General features: G+C 50.0%; 25 protein-coding genes, 1 tRNA gene and 2 pseudogenes. 14 read left to right on the plus strand and 14 right to left on the minus strand.

What is annotated here, in order from left to right; genetic code table 11:
• Nucleotides 1-269 precede the first annotated feature (269 nt).
• Nucleotides 270-357: transfer RNA gene (locus J4645_RS03650), tRNA-Ser, on the plus strand.
• Between the two features lie 135 nt (nt 358-492).
• Here J4645_RS03650 and J4645_RS03655 read toward each other — a convergent pair.
• Together J4645_RS03655 and pipB are read right to left on the minus strand one after the other, a co-directional pair.
• A pseudogene (locus tag J4645_RS03655) lies at nt 493-993 on the minus strand (PipA/GogA/GtgA family type III secretion system effector); the annotation flags it as partial.
• Nucleotides 994-1,162: 169 nt separating this feature from the next.
• Nucleotides 1,163-2,038, minus strand: coding sequence for an SPI-2 type III secretion system effector PipB (gene pipB / locus J4645_RS03660; RefSeq protein ID WP_001629034.1), 876 nt, complete (start codon nt 2,036-2,038; stop codon nt 1,163-1,165).
• Between the two features lie 217 nt (nt 2,039-2,255).
• On the opposite strand from pipB, the pseudogene J4645_RS22155 reads away from it, so the two are divergent.
• Nucleotides 2,256-2,577, plus strand: a pseudogene (locus J4645_RS22155) (hypothetical protein).
• Between the two features lie 9 nt (nt 2,578-2,586).
• On the opposite strand, the gene sigE reads toward J4645_RS22155, so the two are convergent.
• The gene (sigE, locus tag J4645_RS03665; protein WP_000444724.1) at nt 2,587-2,928 is read right to left on the minus strand and encodes a type III secretion system chaperone SigE; all 342 of its coding nucleotides are present in this window, start codon (nt 2,926-2,928) and stop codon (nt 2,587-2,589) included.
• A 16-nt stretch (nt 2,929-2,944) separates the two neighbouring features.
• On the minus strand, nt 2,945-4,630 hold the full coding sequence (gene sopB, locus J4645_RS03670) for an SPI-1 type III secretion system effector inositol phosphate phosphatase SopB (RefSeq protein ID WP_001166958.1): 1,686 nt from the start codon (nt 4,628-4,630) through the stop codon (nt 2,945-2,947).
• Between the two features lie 331 nt (nt 4,631-4,961).
• Here sopB and J4645_RS03675 point away from each other — a divergent pair, with 331 nt between their 5' ends.
• Nucleotides 4,962-5,132 carry a YlcI/YnfO family protein gene (locus J4645_RS03675; protein WP_001111006.1) on the plus strand — a complete coding sequence of 57 codons (171 nt, stop codon included), beginning with the start codon at nt 4,962-4,964 and terminating at the stop codon, nt 5,130-5,132.
• Here J4645_RS03675 and J4645_RS03680 read toward each other — a convergent pair whose 3' ends face one another.
• The 4 genes from J4645_RS03680 to hprR all read right to left on the minus strand — a co-directional run bounded on the left by J4645_RS03680 (nt 5,133) and on the right by hprR (nt 9,031).
• Nucleotides 5,133-5,243 (minus strand): hypothetical protein, encoded by a 111-nt coding sequence (locus J4645_RS03680; RefSeq protein WP_000174814.1) that lies wholly within the window; start codon nt 5,241-5,243, stop codon nt 5,133-5,135.
• Nucleotides 5,244-5,351: 108 nt separating this feature from the next.
• Nucleotides 5,352-6,821 (minus strand): C69 family dipeptidase, encoded by a 1,470-nt coding sequence (locus J4645_RS03685; protein WP_000760232.1) that lies wholly within the window; start codon nt 6,819-6,821, stop codon nt 5,352-5,354.
• A gap of 172 nt (nt 6,822-6,993) precedes the next feature.
• Entirely contained in the window at nt 6,994-8,358 is a 1,365-nt protein-coding gene (locus J4645_RS03690; protein WP_001529185.1) for a heavy metal sensor histidine kinase, read from the minus strand.
• Complete coding sequence (hprR, locus tag J4645_RS03695) at nt 8,351-9,031, minus strand: response regulator transcription factor HprR (RefSeq protein WP_000698217.1); 681 nt, start codon at nt 9,029-9,031, stop codon at nt 8,351-8,353. The genes J4645_RS03690 and hprR overlap by 8 nt, the downstream gene beginning before the upstream one ends.
• 135 nt (nt 9,032-9,166) lie before the next feature.
• On the opposite strand from hprR, the gene hiuH reads away from it, so the two are divergent.
• On the plus strand, nt 9,167-9,577 hold the full coding sequence (gene hiuH / locus J4645_RS03700; protein ID WP_000833182.1) for a hydroxyisourate hydrolase: 411 nt from the start codon (nt 9,167-9,169) through the stop codon (nt 9,575-9,577).
• 332 nt (nt 9,578-9,909) lie between these two features.
• On the opposite strand, the gene J4645_RS03705 is transcribed toward hiuH, so the two are convergent.
• The 3 genes from J4645_RS03705 to hpaR form a co-directional block, all read right to left on the minus strand.
• Nucleotides 9,910-10,422: a 4-hydroxyphenylacetate 3-monooxygenase reductase subunit gene (locus J4645_RS03705; protein WP_001195556.1), complete on the minus strand. Its 513-nt coding sequence runs from the start codon at nt 10,420-10,422 to the stop codon at nt 9,910-9,912.
• Nucleotides 10,423-10,439: 17 nt separating this feature from the next.
• Nucleotides 10,440-12,002 (minus strand): 4-hydroxyphenylacetate 3-monooxygenase, oxygenase component, encoded by a 1,563-nt coding sequence (gene hpaB, locus J4645_RS03710; RefSeq protein WP_000801496.1) that lies wholly within the window; start codon nt 12,000-12,002, stop codon nt 10,440-10,442.
• 217 nt (nt 12,003-12,219) lie between these two features.
• The gene (gene hpaR / locus J4645_RS03715) at nt 12,220-12,660 is read right to left on the minus strand and encodes a homoprotocatechuate degradation operon regulator HpaR (protein ID WP_000543922.1); all 441 of its coding nucleotides are present in this window, start codon (nt 12,658-12,660) and stop codon (nt 12,220-12,222) included.
• Nucleotides 12,661-12,934: 274 nt separating this feature from the next.
• Here hpaR and hpaG point away from each other — a divergent pair, with 274 nt between their 5' ends.
• From hpaG to J4645_RS03760, 9 genes are all read left to right on the plus strand, one after another.
• Nucleotides 12,935-14,224: a 4-hydroxyphenylacetate degradation bifunctional isomerase/decarboxylase gene (gene hpaG, locus J4645_RS03720; protein WP_000679210.1), complete on the plus strand. Its 1,290-nt coding sequence runs from the start codon at nt 12,935-12,937 to the stop codon at nt 14,222-14,224.
• Nucleotides 14,221-15,687, plus strand: coding sequence for a 5-carboxymethyl-2-hydroxymuconate semialdehyde dehydrogenase (gene hpaE / locus J4645_RS03725; RefSeq protein ID WP_000723524.1), 1,467 nt, complete (start codon nt 14,221-14,223; stop codon nt 15,685-15,687). Before hpaG ends, hpaE begins: the two co-directional genes overlap by 4 nt.
• A 1-nt stretch (nt 15,688) precedes the next feature.
• Nucleotides 15,689-16,540: a 3,4-dihydroxyphenylacetate 2,3-dioxygenase gene (gene hpaD, locus J4645_RS03730; protein ID WP_000516978.1), complete on the plus strand. Its 852-nt coding sequence runs from the start codon at nt 15,689-15,691 to the stop codon at nt 16,538-16,540.
• 9 nt (nt 16,541-16,549) lie between these two features.
• Nucleotides 16,550-16,930 (plus strand): 5-carboxymethyl-2-hydroxymuconate Delta-isomerase, encoded by a 381-nt coding sequence (locus tag J4645_RS03735; protein WP_001119849.1) that lies wholly within the window; start codon nt 16,550-16,552, stop codon nt 16,928-16,930.
• Nucleotides 16,931-17,074: 144 nt separating this feature from the next.
• Nucleotides 17,075-17,878, plus strand: a complete 804-nt coding sequence (gene hpaH / locus J4645_RS03740) for a 2-oxo-hept-4-ene-1,7-dioate hydratase (RefSeq protein ID WP_000884795.1) — start codon at nt 17,075-17,077, stop codon at nt 17,876-17,878.
• 10 nt (nt 17,879-17,888) lie between these two features.
• Nucleotides 17,889-18,680 carry a 4-hydroxy-2-oxoheptanedioate aldolase gene (gene hpaI, locus J4645_RS03745; protein WP_000785061.1) on the plus strand — a complete coding sequence of 264 codons (792 nt, stop codon included), beginning with the start codon at nt 17,889-17,891 and terminating at the stop codon, nt 18,678-18,680.
• Nucleotides 18,681-18,752: 72 nt separating this feature from the next.
• A complete protein-coding gene (gene hpaX / locus J4645_RS03750) occupies nt 18,753-20,129 on the plus strand; it encodes a 4-hydroxyphenylacetate permease (RefSeq protein WP_001285803.1) in 1,377 nt (458 codons plus the stop codon).
• Between the two features lie 9 nt (nt 20,130-20,138).
• Nucleotides 20,139-21,035, plus strand: coding sequence for a 4-hydroxyphenylacetate catabolism regulatory protein HpaA (gene hpaA, locus J4645_RS03755; protein WP_000336602.1), 897 nt, complete (start codon nt 20,139-20,141; stop codon nt 21,033-21,035).
• Nucleotides 21,036-21,048: 13 nt separating this feature from the next.
• Nucleotides 21,049-21,987, plus strand: a complete 939-nt coding sequence (locus J4645_RS03760) for an MBL fold metallo-hydrolase (protein ID WP_000976558.1) — start codon at nt 21,049-21,051, stop codon at nt 21,985-21,987.
• 407 nt (nt 21,988-22,394) lie between these two features.
• On the opposite strand, the gene J4645_RS03765 is transcribed toward J4645_RS03760, so the two are convergent.
• The 3 genes from J4645_RS03765 to cbpA all read right to left on the minus strand — a co-directional run bounded on the left by J4645_RS03765 (nt 22,395) and on the right by cbpA (nt 24,636).
• Nucleotides 22,395-22,757 (minus strand): anti-adapter protein IraM, encoded by a 363-nt coding sequence (locus J4645_RS03765; RefSeq protein WP_001537781.1) that lies wholly within the window; start codon nt 22,755-22,757, stop codon nt 22,395-22,397.
• Between the two features lie 653 nt (nt 22,758-23,410).
• A complete protein-coding gene (gene cbpM, locus J4645_RS03770) occupies nt 23,411-23,716 on the minus strand; it encodes a chaperone modulator CbpM (RefSeq protein ID WP_023214758.1) in 306 nt (101 codons plus the stop codon).
• Nucleotides 23,716-24,636, minus strand: a complete 921-nt coding sequence (gene cbpA / locus J4645_RS03775) for a curved DNA-binding protein (RefSeq protein WP_000420603.1) — start codon at nt 24,634-24,636, stop codon at nt 23,716-23,718. The genes cbpM and cbpA overlap by 1 nt, the downstream gene beginning before the upstream one ends.
• A 235-nt stretch (nt 24,637-24,871) precedes the next feature.
• On the opposite strand from cbpA, the gene J4645_RS03780 reads away from it, so the two are divergent.
• Entirely contained in the window at nt 24,872-25,234 is a 363-nt protein-coding gene (locus tag J4645_RS03780) for a copper resistance protein (protein WP_001118902.1), read from the plus strand.
• Nucleotides 25,235-25,253: the final 19 nt, after the last annotated feature.

Here is a 25,253-nt window from a genome sequence, read left to right on the forward strand (position 1 = left end):
ATTACCGTCGTTAAAACGGTCTGCTCATGCCTGGCGCTACGCCATAAAACAGGCGGCAGCGCCAACTACGCGCTACCGATAAAAAATTGATAATCACAGAGGTAAAACAGTGGGGACGATCAACACGTATTAAGCCAGTTTTTGTGTTGAAGAAATGGTCAATGTGCCGCTATTTCAGGCAATTAACGAAATTTTGCCTGTTTTTCACGCAAACGAACACATTCGGTCTTTACATGACGCACCGGGATGTTTATAGTGCGCCTCATTCCGGAAGTGTGGCCGAGCGGTTGAAGGCACCGGTCTTGAAAACCGGCGACCCGAAAGGGTTCCAGAGTTCGAATCTCTGCGCTTCCGCCAGATTAAACAAGGGGTTACCGAAAGGTAGCCCCTTTTTTTTTAGGCGCTTAGAATATAGTTAGAAAATACTGCTAGAATATTTCCCGAAAAAACGGACTACGCAGGTCTTTAGTTTCTTTTCGTTTCCTGATGTGTCTATTTATTGAAGATGTAGGCCATTCCAGGAGGTGAAGGATGCCCCATCTCTTTCAGAATAATGTTGGTATATTCGACAACAGGGTCTCCTGGATGATTTTTTTCTTTATCCTGAAGATGGCTCAGTGCATGTACAACTTCATGAATAAATGAACGTTTTATGTCAAAAAGTTGTGGTCCTTCGTTACTTTCATAATGTTCGGTATATGAATCATCAGAATCGTCCAGATTGAGACAAATAACGTTCCTGCCTTCTGAAAGTTTGAAGTGTTCCTGAGCCACGGTAGTTTCAAAGGCTTCGCCTGCCCCCGATAGCCAGCGCTGCTCCACATCATGTAGTTCTTTTTCATATGCGTAATTCATCAGTCTGCGGAATGTTTCGCTTTGGGTATACGCATTTTGAAGTACGGAGGATAGTTCATCGTAGCATTCGTCATAAGTGTCGTCATCAATTTCTGTATCAGGGTCTATTCCACCCGCGCCTGAGATAAGGTACTCCACAGCCTGGATATTTTTAATCAAAGAGCTTATTCTGCTACGCTCTCATATCAACAATGTAAAAATACGCTGAAAATGTTATTTATAATGAAACTTAGGGGCGGGGTTTATTTAATAAAACAAGGGGGCTTCTGTTTGAATACTTCTTGTTTATAAAATCCCTTTATCTCGACTAAAATATTGGATTGGGGAAAAGCGTTTTATCATTGTAATCCGGGAGTGGAGTAGGGGTATGTTGACTACCTGTCAGATCGGCTCCTGTTAATGCTTTCGCTAAAGTTAGAGCTATCTTATCTAATTTTGCACCATTTAGTTTGGTGTCAGTTAAGTCTGAGCCGAATAGAATTGCAGCGGTTAAGTTTACACCGGACATGTTAGCGCAAGTCAGGTCTGCGTGAGTCAGGTTTGCTTTAGTCATGTTTGAACCCATTAGATTTACAGCGTGTAGATTTGCACAACACAAATTTGCACCGACTAAATTTACATTAGAAAGGGTTGTTTCACGGAAATCTGCATTAGAAGCATCTATTTCTGACAAATCTTCCCCCTGGAAATCTTTATGAGCCAGGTTTACTCCGCGCAGGTTCAGAAAACCATCCTCGGTTATAAGTGAATCAGGCTGTTGTATATTATGTTTACTCATCAGCTTTAACATTCGACATACATTCCAAAATCTCTCACTATCAACGTTATCCGTTACAGTTTTTCCATTTTTGTTCACTTCAATAATGACCATGGGATCCGTATTTTCGGATGCTGCTCCACATGACAGACATATAGTACACCCGTTGACATCCTCCAGAAATATTTTATTACCATCGAAGAAAGCATCTTTATTTACATATAATAATGATGTGGTCAGTTTTCCAATTACCTCCTGAAAGCATCTTTCATTGCTTCTTCTTACTCCACCACAGGTAAAAAAATTGACAAACCATTCCAGTATACCGCGTGGTGAAGTTGCACTTTTCATTGCTTCTTTCGTACCGGTACCGGCCGCATGCAAATATCTTAATATATTTTCTGGGGACGCGTTAGTTATTGGCATTTTGATTCCTTCTTATGGAAGTGAGTCGATTCCTTATAGGTGTGAGTCAAGTCACATTTATACAAGGAATAATAAAAAAAGATATAAGGTGATTTTTGTATTTAGAGCTTTGGTTGGGTATGAGTAGGTGTCTGGCATCTGACAAGAGGCGATGATATCTGCCATAACGGTGAAGCAGAAATAATATCACCCGTGAATAATAAGATTATCCTTACTATTGACTTCCTTCATTTCCAGCATAGCTTACGCTTCATCATCAATGAATAAACAATTAAGTTTGTTGAGCGAAAATTTACCTAAAGAAAAAATAATAAGCCTTAATATTTTTTTGCAGTATTTCAACTTATAGCAGAATAAATGTGCGTAGATGGCGTAAAAACCTGACGAGCAGAAATACTTACACACTAAAAATGCTCCCGCAAACAGAGCAAAATGAGAAAGAGGAACGTTTGCCCCTTACATTTCCACCAAAGATTCTGGTTTTGTCTCTTGTAAAGGGCATACGTATCGCGTTTTATCTCATTAAGAAAGTATGTTGACGTATTAAATTAAGCATAATGCTCTTTCAATTGCTTCACGTTTGAAATGAATAATTCAAAACCAGTGAGCGCCTCTTCTTCGGTACTGGTTTGCGGCAAGCGATAAAGCGCCACTAAAGCAGTATTGTCTGCGTCAGCGCCGATAGTGACGGCGCTCGTGTAGTTAAGACGTAAAAAATGCTGCAAAGTCAGGATGTCGTCAGGCAATGGCATAAAGGGACAGCACATTTCCAGTGTATGATCGGATTCATTAAAATAAACCTGTATCCCATCATCAATGATAAGCAGTGGCTCATCTTCTGGCGCATCCAGGCCTAACGCGTCATATAAACGATTTAATAGACTTTCCATATAGTTACCTCAAGACTCAAGATGTGATTAATGAAGAAATGCCTTTTACTGACTGCCAAATATTTTCATCCCCAACTCGTTTTTGATAGGAAAGATTGAGCACCTCTGGCGATAAATTTTTCATTACTTTGTTTCCCGCCCCGCCCGTATTTTGTTTCTGAATCTCCAGGTTGCCGCTATTCAGTAATACTTTTTGGAAAATTTTCTGTCCACCGCTATCCGGAAGACTACCAGGCGCACTTAACATATGGGTCTGATGTAAAGAAATGTGCTCTCGCTTGATTTCTGAATCCATCATCCCTGTACGATCTTTGCCGCTTTTACAATTCCAGGCGGGCACCGCGTCAATTTCATGGGCTAACATGGCAAGGCGTTGTGCGAGTTTATAGGGTTCACCGCCATCTTTATGATGTAGGTTATTTTTCCAGATATCCTTAATCTGGCGCGCTAATGTATTGACGACCTCATAATTATCCGGGTATTGCGCCAGCCATTCGCCAACCCAGCCACCAGGTCTGGCTTCAGGGCGTAAATCATTGCCTAATAACTGATGTAGCGCTTCGGCATTATATCTATCCGATGCCTTAAGGCCAAAGCCGAGCTTGAGCGCCAGCTCATTAACACCCACATTAAATGCGGCGACGTCTGGTTTTATTTTTACCGTCTGTAGATCGCCATCTTTATTGCGGATTTTTAAATGAATCATTTTTCCCGGCTGGGTCAACGATTGCCATGCGCGCATTTGATCCTCGACCATCGTTCCCTCTTTGCCGAAAATATTCGACGCGGTGAGTAACCCGACGGATACCAGTTTCAGGCTTACCGCTTCGCCCTCTAAGGCTCTGTTAAGCAACTCAGGTTTACTAAAAAGTGCCGCAGTTAATACTTCTTTGGCTTTGTTTTCAGCGCCGACCTGACGCAGAAGCGGATCTTTTTCATGATAGGGGGAAAGCACGCCATGACGTATCCCGCAAAAGAGCGTTTTATCTTTACCGTCCTCATGCACACTCACCGTGGACATCCACAAATTGTTGGCGTGATGAATATTCCTGGTATCCCAACTGCATACGCCCTTTCCCTGATAAGCACTGGGAAAGATATCTTTTGCGCCAATTTTCATCTCTGCGGCAGGGAGCTGCGTGTTGGTATAGTGATGCCCGTTATGCGTGAGTGTATTTTTTATGGTTTGCCAGGGCTGGTTATTAAGCTGCTTGACCTGAGCGTCTCTAAACGCTACTGCCGCAAAGCGATGAGCTTCTTTTGCAGGTAGGCCATTTTGCTGCTGAGTGCGTGCTGCAATAAGTTCGATAAGATTTTTCTTCAATGCTTTTGCCGCAGCTTCTTCTTGTTTTGTTGCTGGCCGGTCCGCTTTAACTTTGGCTAACTCCATTTGGTTTGCCATTGACGTTAGAACCGGGTCTTGTTTACCCAGAACGGTTGCCGCGACGGTAAGAAGATCGCGCTGTAAGTTATAGAGGTTATGCAGCGAGTGGTTAGACGTCTTCTGATGCTGTAGATAATTCCCCCATGTCGCGCCGGGTTCTCGCAGGACAATAATTTCCGGGCGAACGTCGGGCGCTTTAGCCGGCGCTTTGCCCTGGCCTGAGAGAATCTGCATTCCGTTGTATAAGGTTTTTTGTAGGCTTTTAAAAGCCTCCTGGGTTTTTAGTGAAGCTGAGTGATAGAAGCTCTGTATTTGCATAGCGTTTTTAATATTCCTGAATAGGGGAGTGGGAACATTCAACAGGGTTAACAACCCTTTAAAAGAATGTGACTTTTATGCGCCAGGAACTTTAAAAAAATGTCCTTTTTAATGAGGAAACGCTTCTGATCAGGCGGGGAGGTGTCCTGACGTGCATACGTAGTGGCGATCATGGGGGGGAACGGCGCATCAAATGTTCATAAAATCTACAAACTTCACAATTTAGGGCACAACTTTTATTGAAAACCCACCTTCTTGACTCAGATCAAATTCACCGATTTACTCCTGCGTAAAGTAACGGCGTTACATCAAATGTTATACAGGTGTGTGTATGCCAGCAAAGCCCCGGACAAGTAAGACCGTGACGAAAAATATTCGTTTTTCCTATTCCATGCTTGAACAGATAGAATTCGCGTTGAAATCTGAAAAGACGCGGAATTTTTCAGCATGGGTAAAAGAGGCCTGTCGGGAAAAGTTATGTAACACGGGACATAAGCTGTAGTTATCGTTTTATGTGAGAGGAGGCGGCCATTTTGAAAAGAACAACGTGCTTATATACCTCCTGGGTTTTTGCCGCTTTTGTCTCTCTGCTGATATTTGCCTGGAGTGTCATAAACTATCCTCTCTATGAATCCATAATAATTATTGTCTTTTATATCTGGCTAATTCTGGTGCCGCTTTATCTTATTGTGTATGAGTGGCTAATAGATTGTCATTAAATTTATGGTTGCGTACTTGAAAAGTGATATTTCATATCTGTGCGGTAAGTCATTGTCGTAATAATATTATTGGTCAGGCGACGGGCGAGCGTCTGCGCATTTTGCATCGTTTTATCTTCAAAATTTTGCAGTAAGCGTTGCGCTTCTTTCGGATGCGACGCATATAATCTCAGATAGCTCTGCTCCATCTTATACTGCTGCTTAGCTGTTTGCTGTTCAAATGTTTTCCAGGCGTGTTGCACATCTGGCGCAAACGCATTGTAGTCCTGCATAACCAGCGTTTGCAGCGTGCGGAATGTCCAGTAGGTAGAGTCGTTGCTCGCCCGATCGGTTCCTTTATCATCTCCGGGTTGATAATGACGCATTCCCTGATAATAGGGGAGATAGACGCTAAGAGATGGCATTCCATAGGCGATGTATTCTACGTTGCCGATAGCCTGCGGTAATTTCGGTCTGACCTGTAAAATATGTGACTCCTGGGTACGAAAAACGGATATAGGTCGCCATGGTTCTTGTGGATTATGACTGGCATAAGGGTCGTGCGACGTTCCCTGATAGTGATTGCGTAACGCGTTTTTTACTGCCGCCACGCTAATTTTCGTTATTGGCGTTAAAAAAACAGGAAATGTTTCTCCTTCGCTAACGGCCGTATCCAGATGCGGATTAAACTGATGTTGTAGCGTCCAGACGCGCGGATAATTATAGGTGGTATCGTTTTTGTTATCCTGCGAATAGGCTTGATGAAAGTCGAATTCGCCGCGGGCCGGATCATATAATCCCTGCTTTTTCGCAAAGCTTACTAACGTTGGTGACGCCATATAATTCGCGTTATCATTCGGATCGTAATGGCGTAAACGTCCCTGATTGGCGGAAACGAAATAGCTATCTGCCGGAAGTCGTACTGCCAGCCATTGATGACCGCTTCCCGTCTCCAGATACCATATCTCTTTGCTATCAATAAACGCGACGCCGAAACCTTCGCCAGCGCCTTTTTGTTCAATAATGTCTCCCAGTAATTTGGCGCCCTGACGCGCCGATTGCGCCACTGGCAGGATCACGGACTCAATGGCGTCTTCCGTGATTCCCGTTTTTGTCACGTAAGGATCGGCAGCCAGCGCCGCTCTGCCGTTATAAATGGTTTCCGTTGCGCTCATTCCGACGCCCGCCGAATTGAAACCGGCTTCACCCATGGCGTTATCGTTAGTATCAAAGTCATGAATCGCCGTATAGCGCATCGCTGTCTCCGGAAGCGGCCAGCTAAAATTGTTCCGATGTGCTTTATACTCGCCTTGTTGATGAAACGCGACGGGATGAATAACCTTATGCTTGGCGTTATTTGCCGAGCCATCCTCGTTGCGCGCGATAATAAAGGAGCCGTCAGCCGAAGCCTGATTGCCTACCAAAAGGGTAGTACAGGCGATGACTTTACCCATACCCAGCAGCGTAACGGCGAATGCAAGATACTTTTTCATAAATGTTCCCACTGAATAACGCGTTATGGGATGAATTGACCCTGGATTGGAAACCGAGAAAGTGATCGAGCCAGCAATATTCTTTGCCGGCATCCTTTATTTTCTCTTTATTGAGGTTGTATTGATAACCACAGCCCTGTGGCAGGGAAGGGGAACAGAACCTGTACTGACCTTAGCTATCACCGCTATCAGGCAGACGAACCGAAAAGATATTATGTTCATCGGCATAGCGGTAAGATGCCGAACCACCGTGTAATAGAGCAATCGCGTTAACTAACGATAACCCCAGGCCGAAACCGGCAGTGTGGCGGGCATTATCTCCTCGCCAAAAACGCCGGAAAAGCTTATCCGCATCGGCGGGGTGGCTGCCCGGATTAGCGACCCGAATTTCTGCAACGTTATCATCATAAGCGCTTTCAATACGTATCACGGCGTTTTCATCAGAATAACGGATGGCATTCGTCAGCAGGTTTGAGAGCACTCTTTGTAATAATATTTCGTCAGCCCATACCGTTCCCTGACATTGATTTATAAAACAGATGCGCTTCTCCTCGGCAAGGGGGCTAAGATAATCCAGCATATTTTCGACCAGCGCATTGAGCGAAACAGGCTGTTTTTTTACCGCTATATTCTGGTGCTCCGCGCGTGCCAGAAAGAGAATATTTTCTGTCAGTCGCGACAGTCCCTCCAGCTCTTCAATATTATCGACAAGGGCTTGTTGATACTCTTCGGCGCTGCGTTCCTGACTCAGCATCACCTGATTCTTCCCCAGTAAAATATTAATCGGCGTGCGCAGCTCATGCGCCAGATCGTCAGCAAATTGGTTCAGGCGTTCAAAATCGTCGGAAAGCTTCTGGCGCATGGTATTTAGCGCTTGTCCAAGCGGCCTGAGCTCGACGGGTAACGCCTGTTCCGCCAGCGGCTGGCGAAGTGTGCCGCTATCTGTCGCCGCGGTGAGTCGGCTGAGCGACGTAATGGCCCGCAGCCCGTTTCTGATGACTAATGGACTGAGCGCCGAACAGACGAGGATCGCGATAAGGCTAATCAGCAAACTGTTGCGGCGATATTGCGTCAGCATTTGCCGCCTTTCCGTCGCCAGCCTGGCAATAGTAAGGGTCAGCGGGTCATCGCCGCTTCTGGCGTTTACTCGTACCGCGGTCAGCTCCGTGCCTTGTACCGCCTGGCGAAATAAGGTTTCGCGGGTGATGTTTTTAGCCAGCGGAATCTCGTTAAAGCGTTGGTCGGGGATGCCGCTATGATTAATCGCAACATTGTGGCCTGTTGCTGAATGGATCAATAAGATATCCTGCTTCGTATCCACCATCCGATTGAAATAGAGCGGCAGATTTTCCGGCCTGGCGCCATCCAGTAACAGTTGCTGCATTTGCGCCGCCCGATTTATTAGCGTCATATCATCCCGATACGTTAATTCTTTGCTCAGCGCGTTATAGAGCGTCCAGCTAATGCCGGTACAGGCGAGGATAAGTATGGCGATAAAAGAAATTGTCAGGCGCAGCGTCATTGATAACTTAACCATTCTGCGACGTTTCCGCCTGTAATCGATAACCCATCCCCCGGACGGTCATAATGAGCTTCTTTTCAAATGGATCGTCTACTTTGGCGCGCAGCCGACGAATCGCGACATCAACGGTGTTGGTTTCACTATCAAAGTTAATTCCCCAAACTTCGCTGGCGATCGCGGTTCGGGGCACAATTTCTCCTGCCCGGGAGGCCAGTAACCAGAGGAGCAGGAATTCTTTGCGGGTCAGGGAAATCGGTTTGCCATTTCGTGACACCGATTGCTTTGTGGCATCCATGTCCAGACCATTGATCGTCAGTCGGGTAAAGACCGGGACGTGCTGTCTGAGTTGAGCTCTCACCCGGGCCAGCAGTTCGGCGAAGGAAAAAGGCTTAACAAGGTAATCATTAGCGCCCGCCTCAAGACCTTTGACGCGATCCTCAACCGAGTCGCGCGCCGTCAGGCAAATAACAGGGGATTGATGCGCAGTGCGTAACGCGCGTAAAACCTGCCATCCATCAAGCCCCGGCAGCATAATATCAAGAATAATCAAAGAATAATGTTCCTGAAGGGCCAGGTGTAATCCGTCTCGTCCATCACAGGCATAATCAACCACATAGCCTGCCTCCGTGAGTCCCTGACGTACCCACTGAATGGTTTTCTGGTTATCTTCAATCAATAAAATCTTCATCGACGCAGTATGCCATAGGCTTGGTAGCGAATCCGTAAATCTCCAACAAGATGACATAATTGTCATGTCCGTGTAAGGTTAATCCTGGACGCGCCAGATATATTTTCCTGCATCAATACCGTAAAGGAGTGAAGCATGAAACGATATATACTGGCTACCGCGATAGCATCTCTTGTTGCAGCCCCGGCAATGGCGCTGGCCGCTGGCAACAATATTCTCAGCGTACATATTCTCGATCAGCAAACAGGCAAACCGGCGCCCGGCGTGGAGGTGGTACTGGAGCAGAAAAAGGATAACGGATGGACGCAATTAAATACCGGGCATACCGACCAGGATGGACGTATTAAAGCACTGTGGCCTGAAAAAGCTGCCGCGCCGGGGGATTATCGCGTTATTTTTAAAACCGGCCAGTATTTTGAAAGTAAAAAACTGGATACGTTTTTCCCGGAGATTCCCGTCGAGTTTCATATCAGCAAAACGAATGAGCACTATCATGTGCCGCTGTTATTAAGTCAGTATGGTTATTCAACCTATCGCGGGAGCTAATTTAGAGCCTATCCCATTAGGGCTATTTTACTTGCCATTTTGGACCTGGGCAGTGCTCGCCAAAACGCGCTAGCGTTTTGAACGCCGCTAGCGGCGACTCGAAGGGCGAGCGTAGCGAGTCAAACCTCACGTACTACGTGTACGCTCCGGTTTTTGCGCGCTGTCCGTGTCCAAACTGGCTGCGCCAATAACGCCTGGTGGGATAGGCTCTTAGATTGTATTAATCGCCGCGATTTATGGCGATCAAACATCGCGGCGGGAATAAAAATCTTCAGCGTATCGACTCTTCTCCCACAAGCGGTGGTTATCCCGCTTGTGGGCATGAGTGACGGTTAAACAGGCGCTTCCATCTCAAGTCTGACCGGATGAAAACGGCGTTTGAAATAAATCAGGCCATGCCCATCCTGGCTAAGGATAATATTTTTGATCGCCACCAGATACACCAGATGCGTGCCAATGGTTTGTACCTCGCTGATCTCGCCTTCAAGACCGGCCAGCGCGCCGTTAAGTACCGGCTGGCCCAACGGTCCGTTTTGCCAACATGGCTGGTGAAAACGCTCCTCCATCGCCATCCCCGTCATACCGGCAAAGTGGCGCGCCATCAGCTCCTGCTCATGGTTAAGTACATTAATGCACAGCCTGCCGTTGCCCTGAAAGACGGGGTTCATGGCGCTATTGGCATTAATACATACCATCACGGAGGGCGGCGTATCGGTGACGGAACAGACCGCTGTTGCGGTGATACCGCAGCGTCCGGCGTGACCCGCCGTGGTTACGATATTGACCGCTGCCGCCAGACTTGCCATCGCATCGCGAAAACGCAGACGTTGTTCATCTACTTGCATGAGAACCTCCTGCCGCGTTATTTCAGCAGCTTATCCAGTTGATTGATGTCGTCGTTATTGTGCAAATGCGAAACCGTCCAGCCATTCTGATCGTATTCGGAGAGGCAGCGATCGACCATTGCCATCATCTTATCCATATTGCCGGAGCTCTGGGCCTGACGCAGGCACTGCAGACGAATTTCATCCTGGCTGCCCGAGTAGTTAATCTCGTACAGCTCATGGCGACCGCCAAACTCGCTGCCGATGGCATCCCACATCAATTTAAGAATTTTGATACGTTCAACATGGTCCATTCCGTTAGAGCCACGTACGTATTTCGCCAGGTACTGGTCGATTTGCGGATTATTCAGATCGCGGGCGCTGGAAGGCAGGTAAATCAGGCCGCTGGTAACGTTACGTTCAATAATATTTTTAATTTTCGCGTAGGCCATTGGGGCCATCACACGATAGGTTTGCAGCGCGGCGTGGTCCGGTAGCCAGGCGCCGTTTACCCACGGGGTTGCTTCAGAACACATAGAATCGCTCAATGCCCAGAACATATTGCGCCAGGCCACGACTTCGCCGAGATCGGCCTGCACGCCACGGAACTCTACGGTACCCGTACATTCGAGCGATTTTTTCAGCAGCGCGGTAATGAAATCAAGTTTAACCGCCAGACGAACACAGGCTTGCAGTGGATACATACGGGCAAAGCCGCCTTCCATCGTCCAGCGACGGCAACGATCGAAATCACGGTAAATCAACACGTTTTCCCACGGGATCAGCACCTTGTCCATCACCAGAATGGCATCGTTTTCATCAAAGCGGCTGGAGAGGGGATAATCAAACGGCGAGCCCGTCGCGCCCGCGACCATTTCATACGAGGCGCGCGAAATAAGTTTTACGCCTTCGGCATCCATTGGCGCGACAAACATCAGAGCAAAATCCGGGTTTTCGCCCATCACCTGGGCTGAGCCGAAACCAATCATGTTGTAGTGAGTCAGGGCGGAGTTAGTGGCGACAACTTTCGCCCCGCTGACAATAATCCCGGCGTCCGTCTCTTTCTCCAGCTTGATATAGACGTCTTTCACTTCGTCGGCAGGTTTGTGGCGGTCAATGGGCGGGTTGACGATAGCATGGTTAAAGTACAGGCCGGTCTCCTGAATACGGGTGTACCAGTTACGGGCGTTCTGCTCAAACTGGCCGTAGAAAGCTGGGTTAGCGCCCAGAGCGCAGCCAAAGGCGGCTTTGTAATCCGGTGTGCGTCCCATCCAGCCGTAACTCAGGCGTGACCACTCGGCGATAGCATCACGCTGTTGGCGCAGATCGTCTGCGCTTTTCGCCACGCGGAAAAATTTATGCGTATAACCGCCGCTGCCGGTATCGGTATTCCAGCACAGGGTATCTTGCATCGACGGTTTATGTAATGCGTCATACAGTTGTGCGACAGAGGCTGCGGCATTGCGGAATGCCGGATGTGTCGTAACATCTTTAACGCGTTCACCGTAAATATAAATTTCCCGCCCGTCCTGCAGGCTTTTTAAATACTCTTCGCCCGTTAACGGACGCTTGTTATCAGTACGAAAATCTTCAGGTTTCATTGCGGCCTCTTCCTCGTTAATCGGAATGTTTTGTTAATAATATGTTTCTTATTTGTTGTTTAATTGAATAGGCAGAAGCGTAAACTGTGAAGAGACTTTCAGGACAACGGCGGGTACTTTTCAGATGAACGTCGAAGAAGAAGAGTAAAATGCGATCGCCGTCAACGTTGTAAGCGGGAGGGGATTCCCGTGTCGGCGGCGAGGGAAGGTAAGAATACTATGCTTCCGCTTCGCTATCAGGATGCTGGCGTCCCAGGGCAATAAGATCGTCCAGCAGCAGCATCAATTGCTGTGTTTTTTCGGGCGTGAAATCGGCCTCAATTTTTCGATAAGCCTCTTCTACCTGGCTCCGGGCACGGGCGTACAACGTTTGTCCCTGCTCCGTCAACATGACATATAACTTACGCTGATCGTTAACCGGCTTGAGTCGCAACACCAGTCCGTCTCGCTCCATGCGCGTCAATATTCCGGTCAGACTTGGACGCAAAATACAGGTACGAAATGCCAGCTCGTGAAAATCCATAGAGGGGCTATCGGCCAGAATTCGCACAATGCGCCATTGCTGGTCGGTCAGATTGTGGCTTTTAACGATGGGGCGGAAATAGGTCATTGCCGCTTCGCGCGCCTGAAGCAATGCGATGGTTAATGAATCATGCATAAGCGTTTCTCTTTTGCAGAATTATTAATACCTGAATAATCGTGTTTACCGATGTGAGCTATGACATCTGTTTTATGTCCAAAGTTTAACAGAAACAAGGGGTTTTATTTAACTATTTGATATATTTGTATTTAATTATTATTTTGTGAAAATATTGTTAATCACATCACAAATACTTTACTTCAGCTTGCTAAATGTACAGCGAAAGCATAAATCTAATCATTAATATATTAATGAAATCACAGCCCGTTAAATCGGCCTGAGGAGTTTATGTATGAAGGGTACTGTTTTCGCCGTTGCGTTAAACCATCGCAGCCAGCTTGATGCCTGGCAAGAGGCTTTCTCTCAGCCTCCCTATAATGCGCCGCCTAAAACCGCAGTGTGGTTCATCAAGCCGCGTAATACGGTGATTCGTCACGGCGAACCCATTCCTTATCCGCAGGGAGAAAAGGTACTGAGCGGCGCGACAGTGGCGCTCATTGTGGGGAAAACCGCCAGCCGGATACGCCCTGAAGCGGCGGCGGACTATATCGCCGGGTATGCGCTGGCTAACGAGGTCAGCCTGCCGGAAGAAAGCTTTTATCGCCCGGCGATTAAAGCGAAATGTCGCGATGGCTTTTGCCCTCTGGGTGAAATGGCGCCGCTGAGTGATGTGGATAACCTCACCATTATCACTGAAATCAACGGACGAGAAGCGGACCACTGGAATACTGCCGATTTACAGCGTAGCGCCGCACAGCTGCTTAGCGCGTTAAGTGAGTTCGCTACGCTTAACCCTGGCGATGCGATCTTACTCGGTACGCCGCAGAATCGCGTTGCGCTGCGTCCCGGCGATCGGGTGCGTATTCTGGCGAAAGGTTTACCCGCTCTGGAAAATCCGGTTGTCGCAGAAGATGAATTCGCCCGCCACCAGACGTTTACGTGGCCGTTGTCAGCAACGGGAACGCTATTTGCGCTGGGGTTGAACTACGCCGATCATGCCAGCGAGCTGGCATTTACGCCGCCGAAAGAGCCGCTGGTATTTATCAAAGCGCCAAACACCTTTACCGAACATCATCAAACGTCGGTGCGCCCGAACAACGTCGAATATATGCACTATGAAGCCGAACTGGTCGTGGTAATTGGCAAAACGGCGCGTAAGGTGAGCGAAGCCGAAGCCATGGAGTATGTGGCCGGTTACACCGTCTGTAACGACTACGCGATCCGCGACTATCTGGAAAACTACTACCGTCCAAATCTGCGGGTAAAAAGCCGCGACGGCCTGACGCCGATAGGCCCGTGGATTGTGGATAAAGAGGCGGTTTCTGATCCGCATAACCTGACGTTACGCACCTTTGTCAACGGTGAGCTGCGGCAGGAAGGGACGACCGCCGATCTGATCTTCAGCATCCCGTTCCTGATTTCTTATCTGAGCGAATTTATGACGTTGCAACCGGGCGACATGATTGCCACCGGTACGCCGAAAGGGTTGTCCGATGTGGTGCCGGGGGATGAAGTTGTCGTGGAAGTAGAAGGCGTGGGTCGCCTGGTTAACCGAATCGTCAGTGAGGAGAGCGCAAAATGAAGAAAATAAATCATTGGATTAACGGCAAAAATGTTGCAGGTAACGACTACTTCCAAACCACTAACCCGGCGACTGGTGACGTGCTGGCGGAAGTGGCCTCCGGCGGTGAAGCAGAAGTGAACCAGGCTGTCGCGGCGGCCAAAGAGGCGTTCCCGAAATGGGCCAACCTGCCGATGAAAGAGCGTGCGCGCCTGATGCGCCGCCTTGGCGACCTGATTGACCAGCATGTGCCGGAAATCGCGGCGATGGAAACCGCCGACACCGGCCTGCCTATTCACCAGACTAAAAACGTGCTGATTCCGCGCGCCTCGCATAACTTCGAATTCTTCGCCGAAGTGTGCCAGCAGATGAACGGCAAGACCTATCCGGTTGACGATAAAATGCTCAATTATACGCTGGTGCAGCCCGTCGGCGTCTGCGCGCTGGTGTCGCCGTGGAACGTGCCGTTTATGACCGCGACCTGGAAAGTCGCGCCGTGCCTGGCGCTGGGTAACACCGCGGTGCTCAAAATGTCCGAGCTGTCGCCGTTGACTGCCGACAGGCTGGGCGAGCTGGCGCTGGAGGCAGGAATTCCGGCAGGCGTGCTGAACGTGGTGCAGGGCTACGGCGCGACGGCGGGCGATGCGCTGGTACGCCACCATGATGTGCGTGCGGTGTCGTTTACCGGCGGTACCGCCACCGGTCGCAATATCATGAAAAATGCCGGCCTGAAAAAATACTCGATGGAGCTGGGCGGCAAATCGCCGGTGCTGATTTTTGAAGATGCCGACATTGAACGCGCGCTGGACGCCGCGCTGTTCACCATCTTCTCGATCAACGGCGAACGCTGCACCGCCGGGTCGCGCATCTTTATCCAGCAGAGCATTTACCCTGAGTTCGTGAAGCGCTTTGCCGAACGCGCGAATCGCCTGCGTGTCGGCGATCCGACCGACCCGAACACCCAGGTCGGCGCGCTGATTAGCCAACAGCACTGGGAAAAAGTCTCTGGCTATATTCGCCTCGGCATTGAAGAGGGCGCAACGCTGCTGGCGGGCGGTGCGGAAAAACCCACTGACCTGCCTGCGCATCTGAAAGGCGGTAACTTCCTGCGCCCAACCGTGCTGGCCGATGTCGACAACCGTATGCGCGTCGCGCAGGAAGAGATCTTTGGGCCAGTCGCCTGTCTGCTGCCATTCAAAGACGAGGCGGAAGGGTTACGCCTGGCGAACGACGTGGAATACGGTCTGGCCTCTTACATCTGGACCCAGGACGTGAGCAAAGTGTTGCGCCTGGCGCGTGGGATTGAAGCCGGCATGGTCTTCGTCAACACCCAGAACGTCCGCGACCTGCGCCAGCCGTTCGGCGGCGTGAAAGCCTCCGGTACCGGGCGCGAAGGCGGCGAATATAGCTTCGAAGTGTTTGCGGAAATGAAAAACGTCTGCATCTCAATGGGCGACCATCCTATCCCAAAATGGGGAGTTTGATATGGGCAAGTTAGCGTTAGCAGCAAAAATTACCCACGTGCCGTCGATGTATCTTTCTGAACTGCCGGGAAAAAATCACGGTTGTCGTCAGGCAGCCATTGATGGGCATATTGAAATAGGCAAGCGTTGCCGCGAAATGGGCGTTGACACCATTATCGTATTCGACACCCACTGGCTGGTGAATAGCGCTTACCACATTAATTGTGCCGACCATTTCCAGGGCGTCTATACCAGCAACGAATTGCCGCACTTTATTCGCGACATGACCTATGACTATGACGGTAATCCGGAGCTCGGCCACCTGATCGCCGACGAGGCAGTCAAACTGGGCGTGCGCGCTAAAGCGCATAACATCCCGAGCCTGAAGCTGGAGTATGGCACGCTGGTGCCGATGCGCTACATGAACAGCGACAAGCACTTCAAAGTGGTCTCCATCTCGGCGTTCTGCACTGTGCATGATTTTGCCGACAGCCGCAGACTGGGTGAAGCCATTCTCAAGGCGATTGAGAAATATGACGGTACCGTAGCGGTATTCGCCAGTGGTTCTCTGTCACACCGTTTTATTGACGACCAACGGGCGGAAGAGGGGATGAACAGCTACACCCGCGAGTTCGATCATCAGATGGACGAGCGCGTGGTCAAGCTGTGGCGCGAAGGCAAATTCAAGGAGTTTTGCACCATGTTGCCGGAGTACGCCGACTACTGCTACGGCGAAGGCAACATGCACGACACGGTCATGCTGCTGGGAATGCTGGGTTGGGACAAATACGACGGCAAGGTGGAGTTCATCACCGATCTGTTCGCCAGCTCCGGTACTGGCCAGGTGAACGCTGTTTTCCCGCTGCCTGCGTAAGGGGTGTTTATGCCGCACTTTATTGCTGAATGTACTGAAAATATTCGCGAGCAGGCTGATTTACCCGGCCTGTTCAGCAAGGTAAACGAGGCGCTGGCCGCCAGCGGGATTTTCCCCATCGGCGGTATCCGCAGTCGCGCCCACTGGCTGGATACCTGGCAGATGGCTGACGGTAAGCATGATTACGCGTTTGTGCATATGACGCTGAAAATCGGCGCCGGGCGCAGCCTGGAGAGCCGCCAGGAAGTTGGCGAAATGCTGTTTGGGCTGATTAAAGCCCACTTCGCCGACCTGATGGAGAACCGCTATCTGGCGCTGTCGTTTGAGATTGCCGAGTTACATCCAACGCTCAATTACAAACAAAACAACGTACACGCGTTATTTAAATAGCACACTCTTTCGCCCGGTGGCGCTGCGCTGACCGGGCCTACAAAAAAAACGATGCGCGAAGCAATACCGAACCGTAGGCCGGGTAAGACGCACCCGCGTCGCCACCCGGCGCAGCAGCACCGCATGACGTAACAGGAAGCAACTATGCTCGATAAACAGACCCATACCCTGATCGCCCAGCGACTTAATCAGGCTGAAAAACAGCGTGAACAGATTCGCGCAGTGTCGCTGGATTATCCCAACATCACTATTGAAGATGCCTATGCCGTACAGCGTGAATGGGTCAATATCAAGATCGCCGAAGGGCGCACGCTCAAAGGCCACAAAATCGGCCTGACCTCAAAAGCGATGCAGGCCAGCTCGCAAATCAGCGAACCGGATTACGGCGCGCTGCTTGACGATATGTTCTTCCATGACGGCGGCGATATCCCCACCGACCGTTTTATCGTCCCGCGTATTGAAGTGGAGCTGGCGTTCGTGCTGGCGAAACCGCTGCGCGGCCCTCACTGCACGCTGTTCGACGTCTACAACGCCACGGATTATGTGATTCCGGCGCTGGAACTGATTGACGCCCGCAGCCACAACATCGACCCGGAAACCCAGCGTCCGCGCAAAGTGTTCGACACCATTTCCGACAACGCCGCCAACGCCGGGGTGATCCTCGGTGGTCGTCCCATCAAACCAGACGAGCTGGATCTGCGCTGGATCTCCGCGCTGCTCTATCGCAACGGCGTGATCGAAGAAACCGGCGTCGCCGCAGGCGTGCTGAATCATCCGGCCAACGGCGTAGCGTGGCTGGCGAACAAGCTTGCCCCCTACGATGTCCAGCTTGAAGCCGGGCAGATCATCCTCGGCGGCTCGTTCACCCGCCCGGTGCCGGCGCGCAAGGGCGACACCTTCCATGTCGATTACGGCAACATGGGCGCGATCAGTTGCCGGTTTGTGTAAGGAAAAAACGATGAAAAATGCTTTCAAAGACGCGTTAAAAGCGGGGCGCCCGCAAATCGGTTTGTGGCTGGGGCTTGCCAACAGTTACAGCGCTGAACTGTTAGCGGGCGCCGGCTTCGACTGGCTACTGATTGACGGCGAACACGCGCCAAACAACGTGCAGACGGTGTTGACCCAGTTGCAGGCGATTGCGCCTTATCCCAGCCAGCCGGTGGTGCGTCCGTCATGGAACGATCCAGTACAGATTAAGCAACTGCTCGACGTCGGCGCGCAAACGCTGCTGATACCGATGGTGCAGAATGCCGATGAAGCGCGAAACGCCGTGGCGGCTACGCGTTATCCGCCTGCCGGTATTCGCGGCGTGGGCAGCGCGCTGGCGCGGGCATCGCGCTGGAATCGCATTCCGGACTATCTCCACCAGGCCAACGACGCCATGTGCGTACTGGTGCAGATTGAAACGCGTGAGGCGATGAGCAATCTGGCGTCAATTCTCGACGTGGATGGCATTGACGGCGTGTTTATTGGCCCGGCGGATCTTAGCGCCGATATGGGCTTTGCCGGCAATCCGCAGCACCCGGAAGTGCAGGCGGCGATTGAGAACGCCATCGTGCAGATACGCGCGGCGGGGAAAGCGCCGGGGATTCTGATGGCCAATGAAGCACTGGCGAAACGTTATCTGGAACTGGGGGCGCTATTTGTCGCCGTCGGCGTTGACACCACGCTGCTGGCGCGCGGCGCGGAGGCGCTGGCGGCGCGCTTTGGCGCAGAAAAAAAGCTGTCCGGTGCGTCCGGCGTCTATTAAGCCTGGCCCGGTAAGCGCAGCGCTACCGGGCAACCGTAGTACCCTACAAAAATTCCCATCAGAGGAAAAAAAATGAGCGACACATCATCTGCACTTCCGGAAAGCCCTGAGTCTGTCAGTTCGCACAACGCGCTCAGCACGGGTCAACAAACCGTCATAAATAAATTGTTCCGCCGACTGATCGTATTTTTATTCGTGTTGTTTATCTTCTCGTTTTTAGACCGTATCAACATCGGTTTTGCCGGGTTGACGATGGGGCAGGATCTGGGGTTAAGCGCCACCATGTTTGGCCTTGCCACGACGCTGTTTTACGCCACCTACGTCATTTTCGGCATTCCCAGCAACGTGATGTTGAGCATCGTCGGCGCCCGCCGCTGGATTGCGACCATTATGGTGCTATGGGGCATTGCATCTACCGCCACGATGTTCGCGGTGGGACCGAAAAGCCTGTATGTGCTGCGAATGCTGGTGGGCATTACTGAAGCGGGCTTTTTGCCAGGAATATTGCTCTATTTAACTTACTGGTTTCCGGCGTTTTTCCGCGCTCGCGCCAACGCATTATTTATGATTGCCATGCCGGCCACCACCGCATTGGGGTCGATTGTCTCCGGCTATATTTTATCGCTGGACGGCATATTCAATCTGCATGGATGGCAGTGGTTATTCCTGTTGGAAGGATTTCCGTCAGTTTTGTTAGGCATTATGGTGTGGTTTTACCTGGATGATACCCCGGCAAAAGCCAAATGGCTGACGGCAGAGGATAAAAAATGTTTGCAGGAGATGATGGATAATGACCGCCTGACGCTGGTTCAGCCGGAGGGGGCCATCAGCCATAACGCCATGCAGCAGCGTAGTCTGTGGCGCGAAGTATTCACGCCAATTGTACTGATGTATACGCTGGCCTATTTTTGCCTTACCAATACGCTTAGCGCCATTAGTATCTGGACGCCGCAAATCCTGAAAAGTTTTAATGAAGGCAGCAGCAATATCACCATCGGCCTGCTGGCGGCGATCCCGCAGATTTGTACTATTCTGGGCATGATTTACTGGAGCCGCCATTCGGACAAACATCAGGAGCGTAAACATCACACGGCGTTGCCGTTCCTGTTTGCCGCCGCGGGCTGGCTGCTGGCGTCGGCGACCGACCATAACCTGATCCAGCTCCTGGGGATCGTGATGGCATCCACGGGTTCCTTTAGCGCGATGGCGATCTTCTGGACCACGCCGGATCAGTCGATCAGTTTACGCGCCAGGGCGATAGGCATTGCGGTCATCAATGCCACCGGCAATATTGGCTCCGCGCTTAGCCCGTTTATGATTGGCTGGCTAAAAGATATCACCGGTAGCTTCAATAGCGGACTCTGGTTTGTCGCTTCTCTGTTAGTCGTCGGCGCTGCCATTATCTGGCTCATTCCCATGAAAGCATCGCGTCCGCGCGCCACCCCTTGAGGAGAAACTATGTGCCAACGTGCGATCGCCAATATTGATATCAGCAAAGAGTATGACGAAAGCATGGGCAGTAACGATGTGCATTATCAGTCGTTTGCTCGTATGGCGGATTTCTTTGGTCGTGATATGCAGGCGCATCGCCACGACCAGTTTTTTCAAATGCACTTTCTTGATACCGGGCAGATTGAGCTACAGCTCGACGATCATCGCTATTCGGTGCAGGCGCCGCTATTTGTGCTTACGCCGCCCTCGGTGCCGCATGCTTTTATTACCGAATCGGATAGCGATGGCCATGTTCTGACGGTACGCGAAGAGCTGGTTTGGCCGCTGCTGGAAGTGCTTTATCCCGGCACCAGAGAGGCCTTCGGCTTGCCGGGGATCTGTCTGTCGCTGGCGGATAAACCCAACGAGCTGGCGGCGCTCAAACATTACTGGCAGCTAATTGAGCGGGAGTCCACGGAACAACTGGCTGGCTGCGAACATACCCTGGTGCTACTGGCGCAGGCGGTATTTACCTTGCTGTTGCGTAATGCGAAGCTGGACGATCACGCCGCAACCGGGATGCGCGGTGAACTGAAACTTTTTCAGCGCTTTACCCTGTTAATTGACAACCACTTCCATCAGCACTGGACGGTGCCCGATTATGCCTGCGAGTTGCATATTACCGAATCTCGTTTGACCGATATTTGCCGACGTTTTGCTAATCGCCCGCCTAAACGCCTGATTTTTGATCGGCAATTACGCGAGGCGAAACGACTGCTGCTTTTTTCCGACAATGCTGTCAACGAGATCGCCTGGCAATTAGGTTTTAAAGATCCGGCTTATTTCGCCCGTTTCTTTAATCGCCTTGCTGGCTGTTCTCCTTCGCAGTTTCGCCAACGTGAAGTTCCCTCTTTTCTCAACTAAGAAGAGTAAAAACATGATGAAAAAAAGCGTCGCTATGCTGGCGGTTTGTATGCTGGCGCAAAGCCACCTTGCTATTGCTGCTGGTGCTCCTGCGCCTCAAGAGATCAACATTGTTTTACTGGGCACCAAAGGCGGGCCTTCTTTGCTCAATACAGCCAGACTACCGCAAGCGACGGCGCTCACTATCGGCGATAAAATATGGCTGATAGATGCCGGCTACGGCGCCAGTCTGCAACTGGTGAAAAACGGCATTCCACTGCGCAACATCAATACTATTTTGCTCACCCATCTGCACAGCGACCACATACTGGATTATCCTTCCTTGCTGATGAATGCCTGGGCAAGTGGTCTGAAAGACCATACCATACAGGTGTATGGCCCGCCGGGAACCCAGGCGATGACGAAGGCTAGCTGGAAGGTCTTTGACAGGGATATCACGCTACGCATGGAAGAAGAGGGGAAACCCGATCCGCGCAACCTGGTTAAGGCGACCGATATTAGCCAGGGCGTCATCTATAAAGATGAACTGGTTACAATAAGCGCGCTGAAAGTGCCTCATTCCCCTTTCCCGGACGGTGAAGCGTTTGCTTACCGTTTTGATACCCAGGGTAAGCGAATCGTCTTCTCTGGCGATACGTCCTGGTTTCCGCCGCTTGCAACGTTTGCCCAGGGGGCGGATATCCTGGTACATGAGGCGGTACATGTCCCTTCGGTAGCAAAACTGGCTAATAGTATTGGCAACGGAAAAACGCTGGCTGAAGCGATTGCGTCGCATCACACCACGATTGAAGATGTCGGTAAGATTGCTCGCGAGGCCCACGTGAAAAAACTGGTGTTAAGTCATCTGGTGCCTGCGACGGTTGCGGATGACGTCTGGCAACAGGAAGCCATGAAAAATTACCCGGGCCCTGTCATTGTCGGTCATGACAATATGACGATAAGCGTACCGTAAGTATCAGGGCAGGGGTAAACCCACGGGCTGACATGATGTCAGCCTGTTATGCTTTTGGCGATCAGCATGACACGCAGAGCTTTTGTCTAAAACATTATTTTTTCTAAACACTACTTGCTGATTTTTATGCACAATAAAGGTAAGATGATTGCTCTGGTGAAATATTACTAAATAAGAATGTCACGGATGGAATTTATACAGTGTTAAAAGCAATGCGTTTCTTTGTCTGCCGGCCATCAGTAATATCCTCTGTACCGGCTCCTCGTTGCCAAAGTGAAGGTTAGATTAAACGAATCAAAAAATATCCGAACTGTACAATTTTTATATCAAACATATTTAACTGCAAAATACTGCAAACGTGCGCGAATACACTTAATCAGTAGTATGGCTAATGCATACTTTATTTCCTAAACTTTCTTATTATCTATTTGAATATTTCTGGTTAAACCAAATGGACAAACGGATACCAGACACTCGAAAGGATAACTGCAGGCTTCTGGTTTAGGATTGCAGTTACCAGGACAGTGGCTATTTTCTTTAAGCGATTTCCATAGAACAGGATTAAACCTGGTAACGTTGTAAACAGTAACGGGATAAAGTTTATCGTTTATTAAGACCCCCTTATTAAAGGGGATGATAATGCTACCTGGAGGCATGTAAACATCTGCCTGATACCATAAGGTCAATCTAAGATTTTTTAGGCTATGTATGCATGAGAACGATACTCCGGTAGAGGGACTTATAACTGTATCAACGACCTTCCATTCCATTACAGAAACCTTTTAAGTGAAATAGTCAATGGTGTAAATTACATTTTCCGCAAGCCTATTCAGGATAGATGAAAATCTGAGAAACATAACTCGTTGAAAACGATCGTTTTTTATTGACCACTCTATTTATATTGATTTTTTAATAAGTTATTTATTTTATGCTCTTATTTTGTTTACATTCTATTACATTTTTGTATTTTATACGTGGTGTAAATATTGGGCGGCAGTGGATGTTATAACGCTCAATTATTAAACTGTAAGTGACTGTTGTATTTCTTATTTATAAATACTGCAACCTGTAAGCGCAGCGGTACATTTTACCCGGTATTGACAGGGAGAAGGTACGTATCAACCAGAGAGTACAAAACAGTGAAAGAATATATTCTTCAGGCAATAAATGATCGCTAACGTGTAAAAATAACCGACGTATCTAAAAAATGTGAACTTGTGGCTGGTCTTTATTTAAACGATGATCTTCGCAATGGCGCATTAATGGCTGACATTGGCGGTTCGTTGATCGGGTTGTGCGCGGTGAAAGGCTATATTTCTTCCGTTGGGGGAAGTATGTCAGAGGCATTCTGGTATTATACCGGGTGCATGTAAATCCGGGGCGGGCAGAAAGCCCACCCTCGGTTTATTGCCTTTATCGTGGATTAGGGATGCGAGATAAAGCGAGAAAGGCGTTGCAGCAGTAACCGGTTTTCTTCGCGCAGCCGTGAATTCTCTTCCAGCAGCGTTAACGCGACCGCGATCCCAGGCCAGTCGAGCGCCAGCTCCTCGCGTAAGCGTAGCGCGCGTTGTACCACGCTCGCTGCGCGATCGTCGAATTGCCAGTCGGCGTGATCGTCTTCGTAAGGCTCAATTACGCCAAGTCCGACGATTTCGTTTAGCTCCTCTTCCGTCACGCCGGTGTGCAAACAAAATTCGGTGATGGTAAAGGTGACAGTGATGTTAGCCATTATGCTTTCCCCCATTGCTGGCGTGGGTCAAAGGACGACTGCGCGTCCGCCAGTTGTTGCCACAGGGCAGCTGTTTTCTCGTCAGGTTTCGGCGGCATAACGATTTTGATGATGGCATAGAGATCGCCAGTGTGCTTTTTACTGGCTAATCCTTTTCCTTTGATACGCAGCCGCTGACCTGCCTGGCTGCCGGGGGGAATGGTCAGCAAAATACGCTCTTTAAGCGTTGGTACAGACACCTTAGCGCCGAGCGCCGCCTCCCATGGGGCAAGCGGAAGGACGACTTCCAGATCCTGATTGACGATATCAAAGAGCGGATGCGGGGCAATATGGATAACGAGCCATAAATCGCCATTAGGTCCGCCGTTTTCCCCCGGCGTGCCCTGGCCTTTCAGTCTGATTCGTTGCCCGTTGCTGACGCCAGCCGGGATTTTCACATTCAATGTTTTGGGAATTTCCCGCTCCACCAGACCGAACGCGTTATAAACGGGGACGGAATAGCTAATCGTACGCTGGTGCTCTTCCAGCGTTTCTTCCAGGAATACCGCCACTTCAATTTCGATATCATGACCGCGTGCGGCGTGGCGGTGGTGCGAATGGCGACCGTGCTGACCAAAAATAGACGAGAAAATATCATCAAAATCTTCGGCGTTATACGGTTGGCCTTCGTGTTGCTGGAACTGGCGATTAAATTGTGGATCGTTACGGTGTTGCCATAACTGGTCATACTCGGCGCGCCGTTGCTCATCACTCAGCACTTCCCATGCTTCAGCAACCTCTTTGAAACGGGCTTCGGCATCGGGTTCTTTGCTGACATCTGGATGGTACTTGCGGGCCAGTCGGCGATAGGCGGTCTTAATCGTCTTGAGATCGTCCGTCGGTTTCACGCCCATAATGGCGTAATAATCCTTAAGTTCCATAGCATCATCTCGCTAAATCAATACATACAGAAGGGACCCCAAAAAGGTTTCTCCACTAAGTGTAGGGTAAACCTGAAAAGTGCGTATGAAAACACCAGTTATATCATTAGTAAGAATAAATTACGCTGTTCGACTATCAGAAGGTTGCGCAGCGCGCCGACATAACTTTACAGGGGAAAGGTTGCCAAAACCGCGCCAGTGGCTAAGATAACTCGCGTTAAACAGTGAGGGCGCAATGGCGAAACAACAACGGATGGGCTGGTGGTTTCTTTGCCTTGCATGTGTCGTGGTAATGGTTTGTACCGCGCAACGCATGGCGGGCCTGCACGCCTTGCAGATGCAGGCGACGGCCTCTGCTGCGGTGGTCAGCGCTCCCTCTTCTACAGATGACGGCTCGCCGGTCACTCCCTGTGAATTAAGCGCCAAGTCGCTGCTGGCGGCGCCTCCGGTACTCTTTGAAGGCGCTATCCTTGCGCTTTGTCTACTGCTTTCCTTACTGGCGCCTGTCCGGGTCATGCGCCTGCCGTTTTCGCCTCCACGGGCTATTTCGCCGCCCACATTACGGGTACATCTACGATTTTGTGTCTTCCGTGAATGACAGACCGGTTATTGCTAAC

Source organism: Salmonella sp. 32082101201600294FB01SM01 (genome assembly GCF_017572865.1).
GTDB classification, from domain to species: Bacteria; Pseudomonadota; Gammaproteobacteria; order Enterobacterales; family Enterobacteriaceae; genus Salmonella; species Salmonella enterica.

What these genes read in the sequence shown, in the direction of transcription:
- hpaH (WP_000884795.1), top strand. Translation starts at nt 17,075, where the DNA reads ATGCTCGATAAACAGACCCATACCCTGATCGCCCAGCGACTTAATCAG.
- hpaB (WP_000801496.1), bottom strand. Translation starts at nt 12,002, where the DNA reads ATGAAACCTGAAGATTTTCGTACTGATAACAAGCGTCCGTTAACGGGC.
- J4645_RS03735 (WP_001119849.1), top strand. Translation starts at nt 16,550, where the DNA reads ATGCCGCACTTTATTGCTGAATGTACTGAAAATATTCGCGAGCAGGCT.
- cbpM (WP_023214758.1), bottom strand. Translation starts at nt 23,716, where the DNA reads ATGGCTAACATCACTGTCACCTTTACCATCACCGAATTTTGTTTGCAC.
- hpaI (WP_000785061.1), top strand. Translation starts at nt 17,889, where the DNA reads ATGAAAAATGCTTTCAAAGACGCGTTAAAAGCGGGGCGCCCGCAAATC.
- J4645_RS03780 (WP_001118902.1), top strand. Translation starts at nt 24,872, where the DNA reads ATGGCGAAACAACAACGGATGGGCTGGTGGTTTCTTTGCCTTGCATGT.
- hpaG (WP_000679210.1), top strand. Translation starts at nt 12,935, where the DNA reads ATGAAGGGTACTGTTTTCGCCGTTGCGTTAAACCATCGCAGCCAGCTT.
- J4645_RS03675 (WP_001111006.1), top strand. Translation starts at nt 4,962, where the DNA reads ATGCCAGCAAAGCCCCGGACAAGTAAGACCGTGACGAAAAATATTCGT.
- hiuH (WP_000833182.1), top strand. Translation starts at nt 9,167, where the DNA reads ATGAAACGATATATACTGGCTACCGCGATAGCATCTCTTGTTGCAGCC.
- sigE (WP_000444724.1), bottom strand. Translation starts at nt 2,928, where the DNA reads ATGGAAAGTCTATTAAATCGTTTATATGACGCGTTAGGCCTGGATGCG.
- hpaD (WP_000516978.1), top strand. Translation starts at nt 15,689, where the DNA reads ATGGGCAAGTTAGCGTTAGCAGCAAAAATTACCCACGTGCCGTCGATG.
- pipB (WP_001629034.1), bottom strand. Translation starts at nt 2,038, where the DNA reads ATGCCAATAACTAACGCGTCCCCAGAAAATATATTAAGATATTTGCAT.
- J4645_RS03690 (WP_001529185.1), bottom strand. Translation starts at nt 8,358, where the DNA reads ATGGTTAAGTTATCAATGACGCTGCGCCTGACAATTTCTTTTATCGCC.
- J4645_RS03765 (WP_001537781.1), bottom strand. Translation starts at nt 22,757, where the DNA reads ATGGAATGGAAGGTCGTTGATACAGTTATAAGTCCCTCTACCGGAGTA.
- hpaX (WP_001285803.1), top strand. Translation starts at nt 18,753, where the DNA reads ATGAGCGACACATCATCTGCACTTCCGGAAAGCCCTGAGTCTGTCAGT.
- cbpA (WP_000420603.1), bottom strand. Translation starts at nt 24,636, where the DNA reads ATGGAACTTAAGGATTATTACGCCATTATGGGCGTGAAACCGACGGAC.
- J4645_RS03760 (WP_000976558.1), top strand. Translation starts at nt 21,049, where the DNA reads ATGATGAAAAAAAGCGTCGCTATGCTGGCGGTTTGTATGCTGGCGCAA.
- J4645_RS03685 (WP_000760232.1), bottom strand. Translation starts at nt 6,821, where the DNA reads ATGAAAAAGTATCTTGCATTCGCCGTTACGCTGCTGGGTATGGGTAAA.
- J4645_RS03680 (WP_000174814.1), bottom strand. Translation starts at nt 5,243, where the DNA reads ATGACACTCCAGGCAAATATCAGCAGAGAGACAAAAGCGGCAAAAACC.
- sopB (WP_001166958.1), bottom strand. Translation starts at nt 4,630, where the DNA reads ATGCAAATACAGAGCTTCTATCACTCAGCTTCACTAAAAACCCAGGAG.
- hpaR (WP_000543922.1), bottom strand. Translation starts at nt 12,660, where the DNA reads ATGCATGATTCATTAACCATCGCATTGCTTCAGGCGCGCGAAGCGGCA.
- hpaE (WP_000723524.1), top strand. Translation starts at nt 14,221, where the DNA reads ATGAAGAAAATAAATCATTGGATTAACGGCAAAAATGTTGCAGGTAAC.
- hpaA (WP_000336602.1), top strand. Translation starts at nt 20,139, where the DNA reads ATGTGCCAACGTGCGATCGCCAATATTGATATCAGCAAAGAGTATGAC.
- hprR (WP_000698217.1), bottom strand. Translation starts at nt 9,031, where the DNA reads ATGAAGATTTTATTGATTGAAGATAACCAGAAAACCATTCAGTGGGTA.
- J4645_RS03705 (WP_001195556.1), bottom strand. Translation starts at nt 10,422, where the DNA reads ATGCAAGTAGATGAACAACGTCTGCGTTTTCGCGATGCGATGGCAAGT.